At 74.3% G+C, this 16732-nt stretch carries 15 protein-coding genes; 5 read left to right on the forward strand and 10 right to left on the reverse strand.

What is annotated here, in order from left to right:
* Positions 1–9 precede the first annotated feature (9 nt).
* The gene (locus AQJ58_RS06555; RefSeq protein ID WP_067245996.1) at positions 10–846 is read left to right on the forward strand and encodes a helix-turn-helix domain-containing protein; all 837 of its coding nucleotides are present in this window, start codon (positions 10–12) and stop codon (positions 844–846) included.
* On the opposite strand, the gene AQJ58_RS06560 is transcribed toward AQJ58_RS06555, so the two are convergent.
* Positions 832–1260: a hypothetical protein gene (locus tag AQJ58_RS06560; RefSeq protein WP_067245999.1), complete on the reverse strand. Its 429-nt coding sequence runs from the start codon at positions 1258–1260 to the stop codon at positions 832–834. The two genes, AQJ58_RS06555 and AQJ58_RS06560, sit on opposite strands and share 15 nt — an antisense overlap.
* Before the next feature lie 265 nt (positions 1261–1525).
* Here AQJ58_RS06560 and AQJ58_RS06565 point away from each other — a divergent pair, with 265 nt between their 5' ends.
* Together AQJ58_RS06565 and AQJ58_RS06570 are read left to right on the forward strand one after the other, a co-directional pair.
* Positions 1526–2389, forward strand: a complete 864-nt coding sequence (locus tag AQJ58_RS06565) for a helix-turn-helix domain-containing protein (protein WP_067246001.1) — start codon at positions 1526–1528, stop codon at positions 2387–2389.
* A gap of 59 nt (positions 2390–2448) precedes the next feature.
* Positions 2449–3258, forward strand: coding sequence for an SAM-dependent methyltransferase (locus AQJ58_RS06570; RefSeq protein ID WP_067246004.1), 810 nt, complete (start codon positions 2449–2451; stop codon positions 3256–3258).
* Between the two features lie 71 nt (positions 3259–3329).
* Here the strand turns inward: AQJ58_RS06570 and dnaK are convergent, their stop codons facing one another.
* The 6 genes from dnaK to AQJ58_RS06600 all read right to left on the reverse strand — a co-directional run bounded on the left by dnaK (position 3330) and on the right by AQJ58_RS06600 (position 11597).
* Positions 3330–5237 carry a molecular chaperone DnaK gene (gene dnaK, locus AQJ58_RS06575; protein ID WP_067246007.1) on the reverse strand — a complete coding sequence of 636 codons (1908 nt, stop codon included), beginning with the start codon at positions 5235–5237 and terminating at the stop codon, positions 3330–3332.
* Positions 5238–5423: 186 nt separating this feature from the next.
* Complete coding sequence (locus tag AQJ58_RS06580) at positions 5424–5849, reverse strand: OsmC family peroxiredoxin (RefSeq protein WP_067246010.1); 426 nt, start codon at positions 5847–5849, stop codon at positions 5424–5426.
* A gap of 69 nt (positions 5850–5918) precedes the next feature.
* Positions 5919–7718 carry a vWA domain-containing protein gene (locus AQJ58_RS06585; protein ID WP_067246013.1) on the reverse strand — a complete coding sequence of 600 codons (1800 nt, stop codon included), beginning with the start codon at positions 7716–7718 and terminating at the stop codon, positions 5919–5921.
* Positions 7719–7800: 82 nt separating this feature from the next.
* Complete coding sequence (locus AQJ58_RS06590; RefSeq protein ID WP_067246016.1) at positions 7801–8862, reverse strand: ATP-binding protein; 1062 nt, start codon at positions 8860–8862, stop codon at positions 7801–7803.
* A 76-nt stretch (positions 8863–8938) separates the two neighbouring features.
* Entirely contained in the window at positions 8939–11110 is a 2172-nt protein-coding gene (locus AQJ58_RS06595) for a phage holin family protein (protein ID WP_067246019.1), read from the reverse strand.
* 85 nt (positions 11111–11195) lie between these two features.
* Entirely contained in the window at positions 11196–11597 is a 402-nt protein-coding gene (locus AQJ58_RS06600) for a hypothetical protein (RefSeq protein ID WP_067246023.1), read from the reverse strand.
* An 84-nt stretch (positions 11598–11681) separates the two neighbouring features.
* Between AQJ58_RS06600 and AQJ58_RS06605 the strand changes: the two genes are divergently transcribed.
* Entirely contained in the window at positions 11682–12455 is a 774-nt protein-coding gene (locus AQJ58_RS06605) for an MBL fold metallo-hydrolase (RefSeq protein WP_067246025.1), read from the forward strand.
* The gene (locus AQJ58_RS06610; protein ID WP_067246027.1) at positions 12452–13078 is read left to right on the forward strand and encodes a DedA family protein; all 627 of its coding nucleotides are present in this window, start codon (positions 12452–12454) and stop codon (positions 13076–13078) included. Before AQJ58_RS06605 ends, AQJ58_RS06610 begins: the two co-directional genes overlap by 4 nt.
* A gap of 37 nt (positions 13079–13115) precedes the next feature.
* Here AQJ58_RS06610 and AQJ58_RS06615 read toward each other — a convergent pair whose 3' ends face one another.
* From AQJ58_RS06615 to AQJ58_RS06625, 3 genes are all read right to left on the reverse strand, one after another.
* The gene (locus AQJ58_RS06615) at positions 13116–14348 is read right to left on the reverse strand and encodes an MBL fold metallo-hydrolase (protein ID WP_067246029.1); all 1233 of its coding nucleotides are present in this window, start codon (positions 14346–14348) and stop codon (positions 13116–13118) included.
* Positions 14345–15592: an aminotransferase class I/II-fold pyridoxal phosphate-dependent enzyme gene (locus AQJ58_RS06620; protein WP_067246032.1), complete on the reverse strand. Its 1248-nt coding sequence runs from the start codon at positions 15590–15592 to the stop codon at positions 14345–14347. The genes AQJ58_RS06615 and AQJ58_RS06620 overlap by 4 nt, the downstream gene beginning before the upstream one ends.
* A gap of 207 nt (positions 15593–15799) precedes the next feature.
* Complete coding sequence (locus tag AQJ58_RS06625; RefSeq protein ID WP_067246035.1) at positions 15800–16684, reverse strand: hypothetical protein; 885 nt, start codon at positions 16682–16684, stop codon at positions 15800–15802.
* Positions 16685–16732 lie beyond the last annotated feature (48 nt).

Genomic DNA, 16732 nt, shown 5'->3' on the forward strand with positions numbered 1-16732 from the left:
GTCGTACGCATGGGCACTGTCGCGACCAGTACGAACGCCGCGTCCGCCGCTCCCGCCGGGCCGGGGGTGGGCCCGTTGCTGCGGGCCTGGCGCGAGCGGCGGCGGGTCAGTCAGCTGGAGCTGGCGCTGCGGGCGGGTTCCTCGGCGCGGCACATCAGTTTCGTGGAGACGGGCCGCTCGCGGCCCAGCGAGGAGATGGTGCTGCGGCTGGCGGAGCATCTGGAGGTGCCGGTCAGGGAGCGCAACGCGCTGCTGCTGGCGGCGGGTTACGCCCCGCACTACCCGGAGACGCCGCTCGACGACCCCGCGCTGGCGGGGCTGCGGGCCGGTCTGGAGCGGCTCATTCAGGGCTACGAGCCGTATCCGGCGCTGGTGGTGGACGCCAGGTACGACGTGGTGGCGGCCAACAGGGGCGTCGCGATGCTGCTGGAGGGGCTGCCGGAGTCGCTGCTCGCGCCGCCGCTGAACGCGATGCGGCTGACGCTGCATCCGTCCGGTCTGGCGCCGCGCATCCGCAATCTGCCCGAGTGGCGGGGCCATCTCCTCGCCCAGATGGAGCGTCAGATCGCCCTGCACCGTTCGGCTCCGCTGCGGGCGCTGTACGAGGAGGTGGCCGCGTATCCGGTGCCGCGGGAGAGGGGGTGTTCCGCTGCCGAACCCCCGGAGCCCGTGCCGTACTTCGCGCTGCCGATGCAGATCGAGCACGCGGGGCGGACCCTGTCGTTCATCTCGTCGATCTCCACGTTCAACACGCCGATGGACGTGACCGTCGCCGAGCTGGCCGTCGAGACGCTGCTCCCGGCCGATCCGGCGACGGTCAAGTACCTGCATTCACTGATGGGTTGAGGCCTTCAGGGCGACGTGCTGGAGTGCGGCGAAGCCGGCCACCGTCAGGGCCTGGAGCACGGTCCACACCGCGCCCGCCGCGGTCGGCGACAGCCACAGGGCGAGGGCGAGGCAACTGAGCGCGCTCCAGGCGAGGTTGGCCTCCACCACCGCACGCACCGGCAGGGCCGCCGGCCGGGCCCGCGAGGCCAGGACGCCGACGGCGACCGCGTAGACGGTGAGGAACGCGCCGAGGGCGAGGAGCAGCGTGGAGTCGACGCCGAGGAGGCGGCCGAGGGGGCCGGACGCGGCGAGGTAGGCGAGGCCGTTCACGCCGGTGACGACGGCGTCCGCGGCCAGGAAGCGGCGCAGGGCGGTGTACGGCTCGGCGGTGCGGGCGAGCGCGGTGAGCGGGGCGGACTGGGCTGCGGACATGGCGAATCACCCTCCGTCGAGGTCGGATCAGCTGGGGGCTCGGTCTCCCGGGCGGGTTCCGGGCCGGAGTGCGCCGGCCCGGAACCCGGTGACTTGACGATCCCGCACGGAAGGAGACGAGTCGATTACCCCGGACGTCATGAACGGCCGACCGCGGGTACCTCGGGGGTCACGCGTGGCGAGGACCTCATCGCCGTACCCGTGAGACTGCGGCTGGAACATGACAGACTGACCCGCGTGCCTCGACACGTAGGGGAGACGTGGCGTGAGTGAACGGCGGCCCGCGCCCACGGTGGGTCAGGTGGTGCTCGGCAGACGGCTTCAGGAGCTGCGCGAGGCGGCCGGTCTCGGCCGCGAGGAGGCGGCCCGCGCGCTGCGGGTGGCTCCGGGGACCGTACGGCGCATGGAGACGGCCGAGGTCGCGCTGAAGATCCCGTACGTGCAGGTGCTGCTGGACGCGTACGGCGTGTCCGCGGAGGAGGCCGAGGCGTTCGTCCGGCTCGCCGAGGAGGCGAACCTCCCCGGCTGGTGGCAGCGTTTCCACGACGTGCTGCCGGAGTGGTTCAGTCTCTACGTCAGTCTGGAGGGCGCGGCCCGGCTGATCCGGAGCTACGAACCGCACTTCGTACCGGGCCTGTTGCAGACGGAGCGGTACGCGCGTGCCGTACTGGAGGCCGGCACCGTCGGGCGGACCACGCCGGACGCGATCGAACGGCATGTGTCGCTGCGGATGGCCCGGCAGCGGCTGCTGGACGGTCCGAACCCGCCGCATCTGTGGGCGGTGCTGGACGAGACGGTGCTGCGCCGCCCGGTGTGCGAGGATCCCTCCGTCATGCGTGAACAGCTGGACAAGCTGCTGGAGTTGACCGAGCGGGACCGGATCACCGTGCAGATCGCCGAGTTCGCCGACGGTCCGCATCCGGGGACGGCCGCGCCCTTCTCGCTGTTCCGTTTCGCCGAGCCCGAACTGCCCGACATGGTCGTCACCGAGTATCTGACGGGCGCCCTGTATCTCGACTCACGGGGGGAGGTCTCCGCGCACCTGGAGGTACTCGACCATCTGACGACGCATGCCGCGTCCGCCCAGGAGACCCGGGGCCTCCTGGAAGACCTCCGCAAAACCCTCTGAGCGGCGTCTGGCCGCCCTGTCCGCCCCCACCCCCCCCCCACGCGAGGAGAAGAGCCCACATGACGACCGGACCCGAGGACCGGAAGGCACCCGTCCGTATCGACACCAGCAGACCGCATCCGGCGCGTGTCTACGACTGGTGGCTGGGCGGCAAGGACAACTACCCGGTGGACGAGGAACTCGCCCGGAAGATCCTCGCCGTGGACGGCACGGTGCTGCGCGGCGCCCGCGGCAACCGGCGTTTCATGCAGCGGGCCGTGCGCGCCGCCGCCGAGGCGGGGATCCGGCAGTTCCTGGACATCGGCACGGGTATCCCCACCGAGCCGAACCTGCACCAGATCGCCCAGCGCGTGGCGCCGGAGGCGCGGGTGGTGTACGCGGACAACGATCCGATCGTGCTGCGGCACGCCGAGGCGCTGCTGCGCGGCACCCCCGAGGGCTCCACCGAGTACGTGCACGCCGATGTGCGGGACCTGCCGACGCTGCTGGAGCGGGCTGCGGACTCCCTCGACCTCGACCGGCCGGTGGCGCTGTCGCTGGTCGCGCTGACGCACTACCTCGACGACGGCGCGTACGACCTCGTACGGGAGTACGTGGCGCGGCTGGCGCCGGGCAGCTGGCTGATCCTCTCGCAGGTGACCCCGGACCTCAGCCCGGAGGCCATCGAGAACGCGGCGAACCACTTCCGGCGCAGCGGCACCCCGTTCTTCCCGCGCTCCCTCACCGAGTTCGCGCGCTTCTTCGAGGGGCTGGAGCTGCTCGGCCCCGGTCTCATCCCGGTCTCGGGCTGGCGGCCGGAGCCGGAGGACGTGGCGGCGCAGGCGGAGGGCATCGTGCCGGTGTACGCGGGGGTCGCCCGCAAGGCGTGAGCCGGGGAGGCCGCGCCGTCACAGCCGGCGCGGCCGGGTGCACGGCTGCGGCTGCGGCTGCGGCTGCGGCGTCAGGCTCCCCTCGCCTGGTCGGTGTCGTCGTCGACGATCTCCGCGTCGACGACCGTCTCGTCGTCGTCCGTCGCCCCGCCGGTGTCCCGGCGGGCGCCGCGGTCGGTGTCGTGGTCGGTGTCGTGGTCCGCCGTGGGGGCGGCGGTCGGCGGCTGCTGGGCCTGGGCGTACATCGCCTGGCCCATCTTCTGGCTGACGGTGGCCAGGTGGTCGAGGCCGGCCCGCAGGGCGGCGGTGTCGGCCTGCCGCTCCAGCAGGTCCTTCAGGCCGGTGACCGCCGAGGAGACCTCCTGCCTGGTCTCGGCCGGTACCCGCTCCTCGTTCTCGCGGAGGAACTTCTCGGTCTGGTAGACGAGTTGCTCGGCCTGGTTGCGGGTCTCGGCGGCCTCGCGGCGGGCGCGGTCCTCGTCGGCGTACTGCTCGGCCTCGCGCATCATGCGGTCGATGTCGTCCTTGGGGAGCGCCGAGCCGCCGGTGACGGTCATCTTCTGTTCACGGCCGGTGGCGAGGTCCTTGGCGAAGACGTGCATGATCCCGTTGGCGTCGATGTCGAAGGCGACCTCGATCTGCGGGACCCCGCGCGGGGCCGGCGGCAGGCCGGTGAGGTCGAAGACGCCGAGCTTCTTGTTGTAGGCGGCGATCTCGCGTTCGCCCTGGTAGACCTGGATGCCGACGGAGGGCTGGTTGTCGGCGGCGGTGGTGAAGATCTCCGAACGGCGGGTGGGGATCGTGGTGTTGCGTTCGATGAGCTTGGTCATGATGCCGCCCTTGGTCTCGATGCCGAGGGACAGCGGGGTGACGTCGAGGAGGAGGACGTCCTTGACGTCGCCGCGGATCACCCCGGCCTGGAGGGCGGCGCCGACGGCGACGACCTCGTCGGGGTTGACGCCCTTGTGCGGGTCCTTGCCGGTCAGCTCCCGCACCAGATCGGTGACCGCGGGCATCCGGGTGGAGCCGCCGACGAGGATGACGTGGTCGATCGCGGACAGTGTGACCTTGGCGTCCTTGACGGCCTGGTGGAAGGGCGTACGGCAGCGGTCGAGCAGGTCGGCGGTGAGCTCCTGGAACTGCGCGCGGGTCAGTTTCTCGTCGAGGTGCAGGGGGCCTTCGGCGGAGGCGGTGATGTAGGGGAGGTTGATGGAGGTCTCGGAGGACGAGGACAGTTCGATCTTCGCCTTCTCGGCTCCCTCGCGCAGGCGTTGCACGGCCATCCGGTCGGCGCCGAGGTCGATGCCGTACTGCCCCTTGAACTTCTTCACGAGGTGCTCGACGATCCGCTGGTCCCAGTCGTCGCCGCCGAGCAGGGTGTCGCCGTTGGTGGCCTTGACCTCGATGACGCCGTCGCCGATCTCCAGGAGCGAGACGTCGAAGGTGCCGCCGCCGAGGTCGAAGACGAGGACCGTCTGTTCCTGGCTGCGGTCGAGTCCGTAGGCGAGGGCGGCGGCGGTCGGCTCGTTGATGATCCGCAGCACCTTCAGGCCGGCGATCTCCCCGGCTTCCTTGGTGGCCTGCCGCTGGGAGTCGTCGAAGTAGGCGGGGACGGTGATCACGGCGTCGGTGACGTCCTCGCCGAGGTAGGTCTCGGCGTCCCGCTTGAGTTTCTGCAGGACGCGGGCGGAGAGTTCCTGGGCGCGGTAGCGGGTGCCGTCGACGTCGCCGTGTTCGGGGAAGCGCCAGTGGGCGTCGCCCATGTGACGCTTGACGGAGCGGGCGGTGCGGTCGACGTTGGTGACGGCCTGCCGTTTGGCGACCTCGCCGACGAGTACCTCGCCGTTCTTGGCGAAGGCGACGACGGACGGGGTGGTCCGTGCGCCCTCCGCGTTGGCGATGACCGTGGGGTCGCCGCCCTCCAGGACGGCCACCACCGAGTTCGTGGTGCCGAGATCGATGCCGACCGGACGTCCCATCGCCGTCCCCTTCCGCCAGGGAGCCACCCGTGCCACCGGACTTCCAGCACAAATCGTGCGCGGGATTCTGTCAATGGGGCATGGGGGGGCGCACCCCCCGCGGCGGGCGCCCCGGCCGTCGGGGCCGGGGCGCGCGGCACCGGCCGGTACGCGGGTGCGGGCCGGCCGGTGGGGTGGGGTGTCGGGTCAGGCGAGCTTGGCCGACAGGGTGATCGTGGTGCCGGTGAGGGCCTGGCTGACGGGGCAGTTCTTCTTGGCGTCCTCGGCGGCGGCGGCGAACGCGTCGTCGTCGATGCCGGGGACCGTGCCCTCGACGGTGAGGTGGATGCCGGTGATGCCCTCACCCGGCTGGAAGGTGACGTCGGCCGAGGTGACGAGCTTGGTGGGCGGGGTGCCCGCGCCGGCCAGCCCGTGCGAGAGGGCCATGGAGAAGCAGCTGGAGTGGGCGGCGGCGATCAGCTCCTCGGGGCTGGTCTTGCCGTTCGCCTGCTCGGCGCGCGACGGCCACGACACCGGCTGCTGACCGATGCCGGAGGAGTCGAAGGTGACGACGCCGTTGCCCTCGAGCAGGTTGCCTTCCCAGACGGTGTGAGCGGAGCGCGTGGTGGCCACGGTTGTTCCTTTCGCGTGGGTTTCCCGTCGGACGGGTTTGTCGTGAGGCCCATCCGATCACATTCCGGCTCAGCGCACCCGGAACACGGGCCCCTGAGCCGTGAACGGCAGCCGGGCGCCCTGCGGAATCAGGTAGGCGTGCTCGCGGCGGACGCGCAGGGTGTCGCACCAGCCGTCGGTGATGATCAGCACGGGAGCGTCGCGCGGGAAGTCGTCGGCGCGGTGCACGAGGTCGATGCCGGGCTGCAGGACCGTACCGCCGCGGCCGCGTACCCGGACCCGGCCGGCGATCTCGGTGACGGGGAGGTAGCCGGCGTCGTGCGGGGCGGCGTCGCAGAAGACGACGCGGGCGGCCGAGACGTCGCGGGCCCCGGCGTAGGAGGCGATGGCGCCGAGGGCCTTGCCGAGGAGGGAGGTGTTCATGGAGGCGGAGGTGTCCAGGACGACGCCGAAGGTGCAGCGGGGCACCTCCTCGGGCGGGAACCAGCGGCCGGCGCGCGGGATGTCGGGGGTGGAGGCCTGCCGGCGCGCGGGACGGGCGTACGACCGGAGGGGCTCCGGGCGGGGGACGAACTCGTCGAACCAGCGGGCGAGGCGGGCGTCCCAGGGCAGCGGAGGATGGCTGAGGGCGCGGATCTCCTCGACGAGCCCGCCGGGGAGCAGCCCGCGTTCCTCGCGCTGGTGCAGGTCGAGGCCGTGGGCGAGGCCGCGCCGGTAGAAGCCGTCGAGGCCGGCGCAGTCCCGGGGCGGGCCGAGGGGGCCGCCGAGGACGTCACCGACGCCCTTGCCGCGCAGGGTGGACAGCCGGCGCAGTCGGCGCAGATCGCCGGCGATGCGGTCGTAGACCTCCTCGGAGGAGAGACCGGCGAGCCCGGGGTCGTACAGCAGCCCCTCGGGCATGGTGCCGATCTGCATCTCGCGCAGCCAGCCGTTGATGACGTAGTCGCAGGCGACGTTGAAGAGGTAGGGGTCGCGGGTGCCGCAGCGGTCGCCGTGGCGCAGGGCGGCGTGCAGCATCTCGTGGGCGAGGACGAAGCGCCATTCGTCGTCCTCGAGGTGGTGGAGCGGGTTGAGGTAGATCTCGCCGGCCTCGGCGTCGACGGCGGCGATCTGGATGCCGTGGGCGCGGGCGAGCTCGGCGTCGGGGACGAGCCTGATGCCCGCGGCGATGCCGCCGAGCAGGGGGTAGGAGGAGACGAACCAGCTCAGGGCGCGTTCCCAGGGGCGGGTGGGGTCGAGGTCGTCGTCGAGGGAGGCGCGTCTGCCGCCGGCCATGTCCATGGCGGCGGAGACGGTCCGGGTGAGGGCGGTGGCGAAGGCGAGCTGCCGGTCGGGGGGCCGGCCGTCCCGCCGGGTGTTCCAGGGCACGAGCAGCTGGTCGGGTTCCGGGCCGGCGGTGCCGCAGTGCTGGTAGGCGGTGGGCAGGCCGTCGCGGCGCCAGCGGGCGGCGAGCTGTTCCTCGTCGCCGTCGGGGTAGGTGAGCGGCTGGTCCTCGGCAGGGCTGCCGACGGGGAAGGTGAGCAGGAAGCGGTTGACGACGGCGCAGCGGGCGGCGATGTCGTACCGGTCGGGCTGGACGCGGGGGCCCTCGGCCGCCGGGAGGTGGCCGAAGCCGTGGTGGAGGGCGGCGTGGGCGAGGGACCAGGCCCAGACGGCGGGGTCGGCGATCCGGGCCGGGTGGACGTGGGCCGTGCCGTAGGAGTCGACCCGGACGAGGCCGCCCTGGGGCGCGATGTCGCAGTCCTCCTCGCGGCAGACGTAGAGGGCGACGGCGTCGAGGGCGGGATTGGCGTGCAGCAGCCGCAGTCCTTCGGTGAACGCCTCGGCCGCCAGGTCCCTCTTCTTCCTGCCCCGGCCGCCCTTGCTCACCGTCGTGTCTCCGTCCGTCTCGTCGCCGCGTCCGTGTCCTGTGTGTCGCCGGGTGCTCGCCGGCCCGTCCGGTGCTCGCCTCTCATCGCCGGGCCTCCACCAGCCGGGGCATGTCGCGGGCCGCCTCGACCAGGAACCAGGCGGGTAGGACGGGGTTGCCGTCGGGGTCGGAGGCGATGACGGTCTGGGCGACCTCGACGGAGATCTCGGCGAGCTGGACGAGGAGCGATTTGGCGCGGTGGGCGGTCTGCCGGCCGCCTGCCGACATGTGCTCCTTGACGGCGGGAAGTTCCTTGATCAGCCGGCCGCGGAAGGAGTCGGCGAGGTAGTAGAGCAGGTCGCGGTCCTCGACCCGGTGCGGCCAGGGCGCGTCGCCCCGCAGGACGGCCTCGATGCCGTACCGGCTGCGGACGATCTTGACGTAGCCGCAGAAGGCGGTGGCGTGCGCGGGGGTGAGCGTGCCGTGGGCGAGGACCTTGAGGGTGTCCTCGTCGAGGTCGCGGCCGAAGGAGTGCAGGACGTCGGAGAGCATGTGCCAGGAGCGGGGCGTGGAGAAGGGTTCCTCGGTCTTCGGCGGCTTGGACCACAGGTGGTCGGGCCGGTCGGTGAGGTGGTCGAGGACCCAGGGGTGGATGCCGTGGGCGGCCGCCCAGGCCAGCCAGTCCCTCGGGGAGGCCTCCAGGTGGACGTGGGTGAGGCGGTTGACGAGCGCGGAGGCGATGGGCCGGGCGAGTGCGTTGTCGGTGGCGCGGTTGCCGGCGCCTATGACGATCGAGCCCTTGGGCAGTTCGTAGCTGCCGATACGGCGGTCCAGGATCAGCGAGTAGAACGCCTTCTGCACGTCCGGGGTGGCCGCGTTCAGCTCGTCCAGGAACAGGCAGTACGGCTCGTCGCGGGCGATGGCCTCCGGCGGGCAGAACACCGACCGTCCGTCCCGGATCTGGGGTACGCCGATCAGGTCCTCCGGGGCGAGCTGGGTGCCGAGCAGGCTCACGCACTCCAGGCCCAGGGACTCGGCGAACTCCCGGACCAGGGAGGACTTGCCGATGCCGGGGGCTCCCCAGAGGAAGACGGGCCGCACGGTGGCGAGGCCGAGGAGGAGGTCGGGGATACGGGAGGGCGTGACGGTGACGGCAGCCTGCAACGCTGCTGCTCCTCGGGGCCGGAGGGAGGGTGACTCGGCCAGTGTGGGTGTACGGCCGTGGCGGCGCAGCCGATTTTCAGGCGGCCCGCTCCTCCGGGGCCGGCTCCAGCGGTATCTGGGGTCCGTCGGATTCGCGGAGCCAGCGGCGCAGGACGCGGTGCACGTGTTCGGCGCCGGTGAGGGGCTCGCCGTCGTCGGCGGGGGCGGACAGGACGAGCGGGGAGAGCAGGAAGGGCCGGGACTGGGCGCCGCCGAGGCCGCCGTGGGAGCCGATCTGCTCCTCGAAGGCGAGGACCTCGCCGTCGGCCGGGTCGTGGAGGGAGTTGACCATGATGTCGGCGGTGTGCGGGAAGGAGTGGGTGCGGCGCACGGCGTCGGCGGCGCCGGGCCCGAACGGGGCCAGCGGGCCGGGGTCGTCGTCGAGCCGGTCCAGAGGGGTCTCGGCGCCGTGGGCGCCGAGGACGACGCCGCCGTGCTCCTCGCTGCGGACGAGGAGGAAGCCGATGCCGGGGTGGTTGGCGAGGGTGGGCAGCAGTGCGGGGTGACGGGCGTCGATCTCCTCCTTGGTCATCCGGTGCGGGACGTCGGGGAAGGAGATCAGGCCGAGGTTCCCGGAGGCGAGGACGATCGGCTCGGAGCGGGGGCCGGCCGGGCGGTGGTGGGCGCCGCGCTCCTCGACGGGCCGGCGCAGGGCGGCGCGGACGGCCGCGCGGGCCTCGGCGCCGCTGTGCGTGCGTTCTGCGTGGCGTGGCACGGGCAGGCCGCTGCCGGCGCGCACCAGGTCGCCGAGGGTGAGGCCGTAGCGGGCGCGGAAGGTCTCGCCGGGGCTCTGGCCGTGGTCGGACAGGACGACGATCCGGTAGGGGCGGGGGGCGTGCTCGGCGGCCTTCTCGATCAGGGCGAGGGCGCGGTCGAGTCGGCCGAGGACCTGGTCGGTGTCCCGGCCGAGGGGGCCGGAGTGGTGGGCGACCTCGTCGTAGGCGACCAGATCGGCGTAGACGGCGGTGCGGCCGGCGAGGAGGTCGCCCATGACGGCGGCCACGACGACGTCGCGTTCGACGACGGTGGCGAAGGCGCGGACGAACGGGTACAGGCCGCCGCGGCGGACGCGCGGGCGCTCCTTGCGCAGCCGGGCGCGGGTGGACTGGGCGATCTCGCGGATCACCTCGGCGGCGAAGGACAGGGCGGTGCGCACGGCGTTGGCCGGGTCGGAGAAGTAGGCGAAGTAGCCGGCGCGGGAGCGGGTCTCGCGGCCTCGGCGGCGGGTGGCGATGGACAGCACGAGGGCCTGTTCGTCGGCTCCGCCGCCGAAGAGGTTGCCGCGGCTGGCGCCGTCGAGGGTGAGCAGTCCGCCGTCGCCGGTGCGCTCGACGGCGCGGCGCTGGAGTTCGGCGGCGCTGGTGGGGCGGTTGCAGACCATCACCTCCCGGCTGTCCTTCTCGTACCAGCGGAAGGCGGGGACGTCGTGGTTGCTGCCGTGCAGGATGCCGAGCTGGCTGGCGCCGGTCTGGCTGGACCAGTCGGTGTGCCAGGGGGTGAGGCGGTGGGTGGCCAGGGGGGTCGGGCGGGTGTCGTGGGTATCGGCGGGGGTGCCGGCGAGAAGATCGGCGGGAAGATCGGCGGGAAGATCGGCGGAGGGGGCGCGGCCGGTGCCCGGGGTGCGGCCGAGCCAGGTGGCGATCGTCGGCATCAGGCCCTTGTCGACGGCGGCGGACAGTACGTCGTGGCCGACGCCGTCGAGCTGGAGGAAGACGGTGCCCGGGGTGGTGGCGCAGGGCGGGCCGCCCCGGCGGCGGCGGTCGGCGAGGCGGTAGAGGCGGCGGCGGTAGGCGTCGTCGTCGCGGACGGCGAGGGCGCCGCCGGTCGCGGAGGCGACGGCGGACATCACGGCGGCGACGATGACGGCGGTCTGGGGCGCGGCCTCGGTCTGTCCGGAGGGCGTCAGCCGCAGCGCTATCAGCAGCAGGGAGCCGTTGAGGAAGAAGACCAGCAGGCCGAGGACGAGCGCCGGCACCAGCAGCAGGAGACGGACGAGGAGGGGCCAGACCAGCGCGGACAGGAGACCGAAGACACCGGCGCCGACGGCCGCGGTGACGGCGATGGTGGTGGCGCTGTCGCCGTCGGCGGACTGGAGCCGGAAGTCGGGCAGGATGCCCGCGAGCACCAGCATCGTCAGCGTGGAGACGGCCCACACGGCGAGGCTGCGCCCCACCTGGCTGACGGCCCCCCGCCACCGCACCCCTCGCACGCCCCGTCACCCGGCCCTTCCGGCCCCGACGCCGAAAGGAGGGGCCGCCGTCCACCCTGTCACACGGGACGGACAACCGGCCCGGTCACCGTCCGTCGTAGCCGGCCGTCGGCATCGACAGCCGCCGGTGGACGTGGGCCTTCATCTGGGCGTCGTAGGCGGGTTCCGCGTAGCCGACGGTCTCCACGCGCACCCCGCGGCGGGCGCACTCCTCGGTGAACTCCTCGACGTCCGACAGGGCGCTCTCGAGGACGCGGCGGCTGGGCGCGACGAACAGGTCGACGCCGGGCCGCACCCCGTCCCAGAGCACGCAGTGGTCGGCGCGCAGCCGGCGGACCAGCAGTTCGCGGCTGACGGTGTAGCCGCGCTGGGCGGCCCAGCGCGCGCACATGGCGTGCTGGCTGCGGGAGTCCACCAGGAAGGGATCGGCGTCCAGTTCCTCGAGCGGTGTCAGACTCGCGATCGCCGTGACCCGCACCGGTCCCATGGCGTCCCCCTCACCTCCGGGTTTCGCCGCCGACCCTACTCCTGCCCGTAGGCTTCGGGGGAGTCGCGCGGAGGAGGCAAAGGGGTGCCGGTGGAGATCACCTGGTGGGGTCACGCGACCTGTACGGTCGAGGATGCGAACGTGCGCGTGCTGACCGACCCTCTGTTCGCGCGCCGGCTCGCGCATCTGCGCCGCCGCCGGGGCGTGCTCCCCCCGCCGGCCGCCTGGCGGGCGGACGTGGCGCTCGTCTCCCATCTGCACGCCGACCATCTCCATGTGCCGTCGCTGGCGCGCCTCGCGCCGGGCACGCGCCTGCTGGTGCCCCGGGGTGCGCCGCGCGCCGTCCCGGGGCTGCGGCGGCTGACGCACCTCCAGGTCAGCGAGGTGGAGCCGGGTGAGGTGACCTCGGTGCGCGGGGTACGGATACGGGCGGTGCCCGCGCGGCACGACGGGCGGCGGCTGCCGGTGGGCCGGCACCGCTCCCCCGCGCTCGGGTTCGTCGTCGAGGGTGAGGCGCGCACGTACTTCGCCGGGGACACCGGGCTGTTCGAGGACATGGCGCGGGAGGTCGGGCCGGTCGACGTGGCGCTGCTGCCGGTCGGCGGCTGGGGGCCGTACCTGGGCGAGGGGCATCTGGACGCGGGCCGGGCGGCCGAGGCGCTGGCCCGGCTGGCGCCGGGGAGCGCGGTGCCGGTGCACTACGGCACGTACTGGCCGATTGGGATGGACGCCGTGCGCCCCCATGAGTTCCATGCGCCGGGTGAGGAGTTCGTGCGCCTTGCCGCGCTGCGTGCGCCGGGCGTGACGGTGCACCGGCTGGATCACGGCGAGAGCGTGCGCCCCGAGGTCGTGCGGTGAGGTGGTGGCTGGCCGCGGCCGCCACGACGGTCGTGCCGACGGAGTCCACCCAGCAGGCGCTCGGCTATCCGTCGCTGTTCCTGCTGGTGCTGATCGGGGCGCTGGTGCCGGTGGTGCCGACGGGGGCGCTGGTGAGTTCGGCGGCGGTGGTGGCGTTCCACCAGACCGCGCCGTTCTCGCTGGCGCTGGTGTTCGTGACGGCGTCGCTGGCGGCGTTCCTCGGCGACGCGACCCTGTACTGGCTGGGGCGGCGCGGGATGCGTTCGAGGAACGGCTCGCGCTGGCTGGAGGCGATCCGTGCGCGGGCGCCGGAGCAGCGGCTGGAGCAGGCGCAGACGCGGCTCGCCGAGCACGACGTGGCGGTGCTGGTGCTGTCGCGGCTGGTGCCGGCGGGGCGGATCCCGGTGATGCTGGCCTGTCTGCTGGCCGACTGGCCGCTGCGGCGGTTCGCGCGGGGCAATCTGCCGGCCTGTCTGGCGTGGGCGCTGACGTATCAGTTGATCGGGATCCTGGGTGGTTCGCTGTTCCCGGAGCCGTGGCAGGGGGTGGTCACGGCGATCGCGCTGACCGTGGTGATCAGCGCGGCGCCGAGTGTGTGGCGGAGGTTCCGTCCGGCCAAGTGAGACGGGGTGCCAAGTGAGACGGGGTGGGGCGGCCTTCTCAGGGGCGTTGCAGCAGCCGTGAGCCGCCGATGGGGAGGTCCCAGAGGTCCTCGCGGTCCAGGCCCGCGTTCTCCCAGGCCTTGCGGACCCGTTCCAGGGGTTCCAGGACCGGTTCCGCGGAGAGGACGAAGGTCGCCCAGTGCATGGGGGCCATACGGCGGGCGCCGAGGTCGAGGGCGGCCCGGACGGCCTCCTCGGGGTCGCAGTGGACGTCGCTGAGCCACCAGCGGGGGTCGTAGGCGCCGATGGGCAGCAGGGCGAGGTCGATACCGGGGTGGCGGCGGCCGATGAGGGAGAACCAGTGGCCGTAGCCGGTGTCGCCGGCGAAGTACAGGCGCTGTCCGTCGGGGGCGGTGAGCACCCAGCCGCCCCAGAGCGAGTGGCATGTGTCGAGGAGGGTGCGCTTGGACCAGTGGTGGGCGGGGACGAAGTCGAGCCGGACGCCGGACAGTTCGGCCGCCTCCCACCAGTCGAGCTCGGTCACGGTCGTGAACCGGCGCCGCCGGAACCAGCGTCCGAGTCCGGCGGGCACGAACACGGGTGTGTCGCGCGGCAGTCGGCGCAGGGTCGGGGCGTCCAGGTGGTCGTAGTGGTTGTGGCTGATGACGACCGCGTCGACGGGCGGCAGGTCCTCCCAGGGGACGCCCACGGGGGTGATGCGGGCGGGGGTGCCGAGGATGCGCCGGGACCAGACCGGGTCGGTGAGGACGGTGAGTCCGCCGATGCTCAGCACCCAACTGGCGTGTCCCGCCCAGGTGACGGCGAGGGTGCCGGCGTCCGCGCGGGGCAGCGGGGCGGGGGCGAAGGGCAGCCGGGGGACATCGGTGAGGCCTTCCCTGCCGGGGCGTACGGAGCCCTCGCGGGCGAAGCGGGCGAGGGCTTTGAGGCCGGGCAGCGGGGCGGTCAGCCGGTCGTGGAAGGAGCGCGGCCACACCCGCCGCTCGCCCAGCGGGCGGGGCTCGGCGAGCGGCGGAAAAGGGGGCGGCACCAAGGGGTCGGCGTCCCGCGGTGGCACCGATCCGCCCGGGATGGCAGGGCCGGCGGTGGCGGGTCCGGCAGTGGTGCCGGGTCCGACGGCGGCGGGTGCGGCAGTGGTGCCCGGTCCGACGGCGGCGGGTGCGGCAGTGGTGCCCGGTCCGACGGCGGCGGCGGTGGGTCCAGCGGCGGCGGCGGTGGGTCCGGCGGTCGGGGAAGGTTCGGCAGTGGTGGGCGACTCGGACTGCTGCGTCATCGAGGAGGCTCCCGTCGCTCAGCGTCGTCACGGAGATCGTCGAAGACCGACCTCAGATGCGTCAACGCGCGTTGCACGTGTGGCAGTTCCAACGGCGTGGGCGAGGTGAGGCATTCCGCGCGCTCGGCGTCCGTACCGCCCAGCAGGGGGCCGGTGGACAGCCGTACGCGCAGCGCGCCGAGGTCGTCCCCGAAGCGGTGGCCGCCGGGCGCGGGCATGCCGAGCCGGGCGGTGAGGTGGTCCTCCAGGTCCTGTGCGTCGCCCACCCCGCGCGCGGCGAGCGCCTCCCGCAGGGGGCCGAGGTCGGCGTACACATGGCGCCCGGCCTGCGGCGGCGCGGCGAGGGCTCCGGCGGCGACCACCGTGGCGTGCACGGCGCGGGCCACGCGCGCGTGCAGCCGTACGGTGGCGGCCCCGCGCGCGGTGACCGGCTCGGGCCCGGTCAGGGCGTACGCGGCGGCCGCGGCGACGGGGGCGGCCACGCGGGCGTCGAGCGCGGTGAGGACGTCGAGCACGCGTGCGTGCAGGTCGTCCCCGGCGGCCGTGGCGGGCAGCCGGGCGACGGCGGCGGGCCAGCCGCCGGGCAGCAGCGCGCCCGCCAGGTCGGTGACGACGGTGACCCGCTCGGGCAGCATCTCGGCGGGGCCGACCGGCACCGTTTCGAGAGGGGTGTGCAGGGTGTCGCGCCAGGTCTCGTCGCTGACCAGGTGCAGGCCCTCCCCGGCGGCGGCCTCGACGGCCTCGTGGAGCACCTCGGGCGGGGCGACGGTGGCGGTGGGGTCGTCGGCGGGGGACAGCACCAGCAGGCGCGGGTCCCCGCCCTCGGCGCGCACCCGGCGCACGGTCTCCAGCAAGGCGTACGGGTCCGGTACGCCGCCGCATTCGGCGGGGGTCGCCACGTGGAAGACGGGCCGGCCGAGGAGGCGGGCGTACGGCGCCCACCAGGCCGCGCAGGGCCGGGGCACCAGGACGTCACCGCCGAGCGCGGCGGTCAGCGCGACCAGCAGCGCGGGCGCTCCGGGCGCGGCGACGGTACGGCCCGGACCGGCGGGGGCGCCGCGCCGTTCCAGGTGGCCGCGGGCCGCGTCCCGCAGTTCGGGGCCGCCGCCGACGGGTTCGCCGTACGCGCGCGTGGCCGCCCGGGCGAGGACGTCGGCGAGTTCGGGGAGGACGGGCAGTCCGTCGGGCGGGAGCGAGGGGCCGTAGCGGACGGGCCCGTGGCCTTCCGGTTCCGTGCGCCGCATGGGGTCCTCCGCGCAGTCCGTCCCTGGTGGCGGTGCCGGCGCCCGGCGGGGCCGCGTGGGTGCGGTGCCGTGGGTGCCGGTGGTACGTGCCGTTTCCTCCGGGGCGGGTCGTGCCCCCGGGCTCTGTGTACCCCGTGGGTCCCGGACCCATGGCCGCCCGTCCGCGTCGCGCCGGTCACAGTGGGCCCGGACCGGCCGTCGACCGGGTCAGACTCCCGACGGGGTCCTGCGGCGGCGCAGCAGCCGGTGGGCGGCGGCGCCGCACGCGCCCGCGATCAGCAGTCCGCCGGCGACGAGGGCGGGCACGGAGTCACGGAAGGCACCGCCCGCACCGGCCCGTACGCCGTGGCCGACGGAGGCCGGGCCGGTGGGGCGCTCCACGGGGTGCTCCGGGGGGCGTCCCGTGGGGTGCTCCACGGGGTGCTCCGTGGGAGGGGTGATGGGGCAGGGCTTGTCGTGGGGGCAGGGCGGCACGCCGCCCCCACCGACCCCCGCGCCGGCCCCCGCCCCGATGCCGGCGCCGAGATCGGTCGCCGGATCCGTCGCGAGATCGGTCGCGAGATCCGTTGCGGGATCCGTTGCCGGATCCGTTGCGGGATCCGCGCCCAAGCCCGCGTCGAGGCCCGCTCCCCCGCCCGCTCCCCCGCCCGCACCGCCGTCCGCACCGCCGTCCCCGCCCGCGGTGGCGGGCCGGTCGACGTCGAAGGTGGCGCTCCAGGGGCTGCCCTGGCCGCCGGGGGGCGCCGGGCAGGTGCCGTCGACGGTCCAGGCGGTGTCCGGGCCGAGCCCGCCGTCGTCCGCGCCGAGGCCGGCGGCGACGACGGCGCTGCCCCGGTAGGCGGGTCCGGCGGCCGTCCCGTCGGAGCCGGGGACCTTGGCCAGCTTGACCGTCCCCGCGGAGAACGCCTGTGAGACGGCGTCCAGGGTGTCCGGGGCGGTGCCGCCGAGGGGGTCGCAGGAGACGGACACGGTGACGCTGCCCCCGGGTTCGACGCTGCCGGGGCCGACCTCGGCCGCCGGATCGGCGACCGCGACCGGCCCGGCGGCGACCAGCAGGGCGGCGGCGAGGAGGAAGGGGGCGGTGCGGCGCATGGGACGGCTCCTTCGGCCGACGGGGACGGGGCACGGCGTTCACGCCCC

The sequence above is a fragment of the Streptomyces sp. DSM 15324 genome, from assembly GCF_001514285.1.
Taxonomy (GTDB): domain Bacteria; phylum Actinomycetota; class Actinomycetes; order Streptomycetales; family Streptomycetaceae; genus Streptomyces.

Excerpts from the sequence above, each read along its gene's own strand:
- AQJ58_RS06555 (WP_067245996.1), top strand. The coding sequence starts at position 10 with ATGGGCACTGTCGCGACCAGTACGAACGCCGCGTCCGCCGCTCCCGCC.
- AQJ58_RS06615 (WP_067246029.1), bottom strand. The coding sequence starts at position 14,348 with ATGACGCAGCAGTCCGAGTCGCCCACCACTGCCGAACCTTCCCCGACC.
- AQJ58_RS06620 (WP_067246032.1), bottom strand. The coding sequence starts at position 15,592 with ATGCGGCGCACGGAACCGGAAGGCCACGGGCCCGTCCGCTACGGCCCC.
- dnaK (WP_067246007.1), bottom strand. The coding sequence starts at position 5,237 with ATGGGACGTCCGGTCGGCATCGATCTCGGCACCACGAACTCGGTGGTG.
- AQJ58_RS06570 (WP_067246004.1), top strand. The coding sequence starts at position 2,449 with ATGACGACCGGACCCGAGGACCGGAAGGCACCCGTCCGTATCGACACC.
- AQJ58_RS06600 (WP_067246023.1), bottom strand. The coding sequence starts at position 11,597 with ATGGGACCGGTGCGGGTCACGGCGATCGCGAGTCTGACACCGCTCGAG.
- AQJ58_RS06560 (WP_067245999.1), bottom strand. The coding sequence starts at position 1,260 with ATGTCCGCAGCCCAGTCCGCCCCGCTCACCGCGCTCGCCCGCACCGCC.
- AQJ58_RS06625 (WP_067246035.1), bottom strand. The coding sequence starts at position 16,684 with ATGCGCCGCACCGCCCCCTTCCTCCTCGCCGCCGCCCTGCTGGTCGCC.